The sequence below is a fragment of the Achromobacter sp. genome (genome assembly GCF_057314935.1).
Genome location: NZ_DBHKZA010000077.1, coordinates 6,423 through 10,250, shown reverse-complemented (window position 1 = coordinate 10,250; position 3,828 = coordinate 6,423). Strand labels below are relative to the sequence as shown.

General features: G+C 66.2%; 4 protein-coding genes. 2 read left to right on the top strand and 2 right to left on the bottom strand.

Annotated elements, in window-relative coordinates; all coding sequences use genetic code 11:
* Together serB and ACO6D5_RS23710 are read right to left on the bottom strand one after the other, a co-directional pair.
* The coding region (serB, locus tag ACO6D5_RS23715) for a phosphoserine phosphatase SerB (RefSeq protein WP_485826733.1) at window positions 1–628 on the bottom strand (628 nt) is incomplete at its 3' end.
* A gap of 12 nt (window positions 629–640) precedes the next feature.
* The gene (locus tag ACO6D5_RS23710) at window positions 641–1,549 is read right to left on the bottom strand and encodes a LysR substrate-binding domain-containing protein (RefSeq protein WP_485826732.1); all 909 of its coding nucleotides are present in this window, start codon (window positions 1,547–1,549) and stop codon (window positions 641–643) included.
* Between the two features lie 245 nt (window positions 1,550–1,794).
* On the opposite strand from ACO6D5_RS23710, the gene ACO6D5_RS23705 reads away from it, so the two are divergent.
* Complete coding sequence (locus ACO6D5_RS23705) at window positions 1,795–2,871, top strand: ABC transporter ATP-binding protein (protein WP_006222270.1); 1,077 nt, start codon at window positions 1,795–1,797, stop codon at window positions 2,869–2,871.
* A 13-nt stretch (window positions 2,872–2,884) separates the two neighbouring features.
* Window positions 2,885–3,828 (top strand): ABC transporter permease (locus tag ACO6D5_RS23700; RefSeq protein ID WP_485826731.1); only part of this gene is annotated, 944 nt, incomplete at its 3' end.

Genomic DNA, 3,828 nt, shown 5'->3' with positions numbered 1-3,828 from the left:
GATAGCCCACCGACAGCCCCGCCGCGCGCATCATCGGCAGGTCGTTGGCCCCGTCGCCCACCGCGATGGCTCGCTCCATGCCCACCCCCAGGGATGCGCACACCTCCGCCAGCTTGCGGCGCTTTTCTTCGCCATCGCAGATGTCGCCCCACGCCTGCGGCAGCAAGCGGCCCGTCATGCGGCCCTCCACCACTTCCAGCACGTTGGCGCGCACGTCGTCCAACCCCAGCCGCACGCGCAAGCGGTCGGTAAAACACGTGAACCCGCCCGTCACCAGCAGGCAGGTCAGGCCGGCGGCCTTGCACGCGGCGATCAGCGTTTCCGCCCCCGGGTTGATCTGCACGCGTTCGTGGTAGACCTCGTCCAGCAGCGCCTCGGGCATGCCGGCCAGCAAGGCCACGCGGTCACGCAGGCTCTGCTTGTAGTCCGTGATCTCGCCGCGCATGGCGGCTTCGGTCAGTGCCGCCACTTCTGCCTTCTTGCCCATCAAGTCGGCCATTTCATCCAGCGTCTCGATCGAGATCAGCGTGGAATCCATGTCGAACGCGATGACGCGGTAATCGGAAAGCGCCAACGGCGGCGTGATGCCGCGCCACTGCAGGCCGGCGGGCGGGGTGGAGTCAAACATAGGGGTCCTTGTCTATCCGGGATGGGGCAAGCCGTGTTGTTGCGCACACAGCCAGGCGATGAAAACTTGCGCCGACGCCGCTGCCGGGCCGTCGTGCCGGTACAGCGCGTGGATGCCGGCGTTCGGCAGTTGCGGTTGCGCGAACAAGGGCCGCAGGCGGTCGGCACGGATATCGTCTTCCAGCAGGCTCCACGGCGCCAGGGCGATGCCCAGGTCGTTCATGGCGGCCTGCATGCACAGGAATTGATGGTCGAACACCGGGCCGGGCAACTGCGCGGGCACGTCCACCTTCGCCAACGCGAACCAGCGCGGCCAATGGTCCATCCCGCCCGATATCTTTAAAAGCGGATGCGCGAGACAGTCCGCGGGCGCAGCCAGCCGGTTGCGCTCGATGAAGCGCGGAGACGCGACCGGCAGATGGAAATCGTCCAGGCAATGCACGCAGGCCAGGTCCGACTGCGCCATGAAGCCGTGCCGGATCAACACATCACTGCCGGTATCGCCGCCTCGGTCCAGGAAGGGGCGCGCCTGCGTGCTCAACTGCACGTCGATCCCCGGATGCTGCGCCTGGAACGTCGACAGGCGGGGGATCAGCCATTTCATCGTCAGCGACGGCGTCGCGCACACGCGCAGCACGCCGCCATAGGCCGGCGCTTTCAGCTTGGCGGTTGCCGTGGCGATGCGCTCCAGGCTGGCCTGCACTTCCGGAAAGTACGCCTGCGCGCAAGGCAGCAACGCCACGCCGCGCGCTTCGCGCGCAAACAGCGGCTGGCCCACATACTCTTCGAGAATGCGGATCTGCTGGCTGACTGCGCTGTGCGTAATGCTGAGCTCGTCGGCAGCGGCCGTGAAGCTGCGCAGCCGCGCCGCGGCTTCGAAGACGCGCAAGGCCTTCAATGGCGGCAGGCTCTGCCCCGCCATGTCAGCGGACGCCCGCCCGCGCGCCGGCCAGGCGCATGACTGTGCTGCTCTTTCCCACGTTTTCCCTTGTTGTGGTCTTATCGGCGGCGCGGCCGTGGCCGGGCGCCTGCCCTGTTCAGCCGCATTCTAGGGGATAGTGGCGGCGCCGACCTCTTAGAAAATCTAACGCCACGCCTTAAAAAACACTGCTGGTCGCCGCCGGGGCGCATTCCTATGATGCCGGGAACCCAAGCAGGAACCAAAAAATGGCATCGATCACGGTAGACGGCATCGTCAAGACATTCGGCGGGCAGCAAGTGCTGCGCAATCTGTCGCTGCACATCCCCGACGGCGCGTTCTATACGCTGCTGGGGCCCAGCGGCTGCGGCAAGACCACCTTGCTGCGCTGCATTGCGGGCTTCTATGCGCCCGATGGCGGCCGCCTGCTGTTCGACCAGGACGATGTGACCCATGTCTCCGCGCACCGCCGCGACATCGGCATGGTGTTCCAGGACTACGCCCTGTTCCCCGACAAGACCGCGTTCGACAACGTGGCCTATGGCCTGCGCGCCCGCGGCGTGGCGCGCGCCGAGACCACGCGGCGCGCCAATGAAGCGTTGGATAAAGTGGGCTTGCTCGCGCTGGCCGACCGCTACCCCGCGCAGATGAGCGGCGGCCAGCGCCAGCGCGTAGCCCTGGCGCGTGCGCTGGTGATCCGGCCGCGCGTGCTGCTGATGGACGAGCCGCTGTCCAACCTGGATGCCAAGATGCGCCTGCAGATGCGCGACGTCATCCTGGATCTGGTGCGTGAAGCCGGCATCACCACCGTATTCGTCACGCACGACCAGGAAGAAGCGCTGGCCATGTCGGACCGCATCGCCATCATGGACCACGGCAACATCGCCCAGCTGGGAACGCCTGAAGAACTGTACGGCACGCCGGTCAACGCCTATGTGGCCGACTTCATCGGGTCGGCCAACGTGATCCCGGTGCCCGCGCAGACGGGCCTTGCGGGCGCGCCCGACGGCCATGTCCGCTACGAGCTCTGCGGCCTGGGCTTTGACGGCATGCAAGGCAGCACGCGCCTGGACGCCAACGGCGTGCTGATCGCGCGCCCCGAGGAACTGGCGTTGATGGCGCCCGCGCCCTATGTGCCGAACACGCTGCCGGGCAAGGTGCTGCGCCGCCAGTACCTGGGCTTCAAGACCGCCTATCGCATCGCCTTGGACAATGGATCGGAAATCCGCGTCGAATTGCATGCGGGCAACATGGTCGCGCAGTTCCAGCCGGGTGAAGCCGTGCAGGTGCTGATCCCCGCCGACAGCCGCGTCGTCAACGCCTGAGGACACGCACGCCATGAAAATCAAATGGTGGCCCTGGGGCATCCTGATCGCGATCAGCCTGATCCTCCTGCTGTTCTTCGTGCTGTACCCGCTGGGCGTGCTGTTCGGCAACAGCGTCACCGGGCAGGATGGCGGCTTCTCGCTGGAAGGCTTCAAGGCCTTGCTGGCGGACTCGCAATACCTGGAGGCCTTCGGCAACACGCTGATCCTGGGCCTGGCGGTCACCGCCTGCACGGTGCTGGTGGGCGTGCCGTTTGCCTATATGGTGGCGCGCTACGACTTCCCGCTGAAGAACCTGGTGGCGATCCTGCCTGTCCTGACCATCGTGATCCCCGAGATCATCGTGGGCCAGTCCTGGCTGCTGATCCTGGGCAACAACGGCCTGTTGACCAACCTGCTGGGCGACGCGGGCATCTCGCTGCCCTCTTTCTACGGCTGGACGGGCATGGTGTTTTCCATGACGCTCGTCTACTACACGTATATCTACCTGGGCGTGCTGGCCGCGCTGCGCGGCTTTGACGGGCAGCTGGAAGAAGCCGGGCTCAGCCTGGGCACGCCGCCGTTCCTGACCAAGCTGCGGGTGCTGGTGCCCGTGCTGCTGCCTGCGGTGCTGGTCAATGCGCTTGTGGTGTTTACGCTGGTGGTGGGCAACTTCGCGCTGGCGATGCTGCTGGGCAGCCGTGTGCCGCTGCTGTCGGTCATGACGTACAACACCTTCGTCAGCGAAATGGGCGGCAGCCCCACCCTGCAAAGCGCCATGTCGGTGGTGTCCATCGCCATCGTCGCCATCGTGCTGTTCGTGCAGAAACGCGTGGTGGAACGCAAGGTCTACACCATGACGCAGGGCCGCGCGCCAGCCGCCGTGCGCGTGCGTTCGTGGACCGCCGCGCTCTATACCGGCGGCGTCGGCTTCGTGATCCTGTTGTCCATGCTGCCGCTCATCATCGTGTTCGTGGC

What these genes read in the sequence shown, in the direction of transcription:
- ACO6D5_RS23710 (WP_485826732.1), bottom strand. Translation starts at nt 1,549, where the DNA reads ATGGCGGGGCAGAGCCTGCCGCCATTGAAGGCCTTGCGCGTCTTCGAA.
- ACO6D5_RS23705 (WP_006222270.1), top strand. Translation starts at nt 1,795, where the DNA reads ATGGCATCGATCACGGTAGACGGCATCGTCAAGACATTCGGCGGGCAG.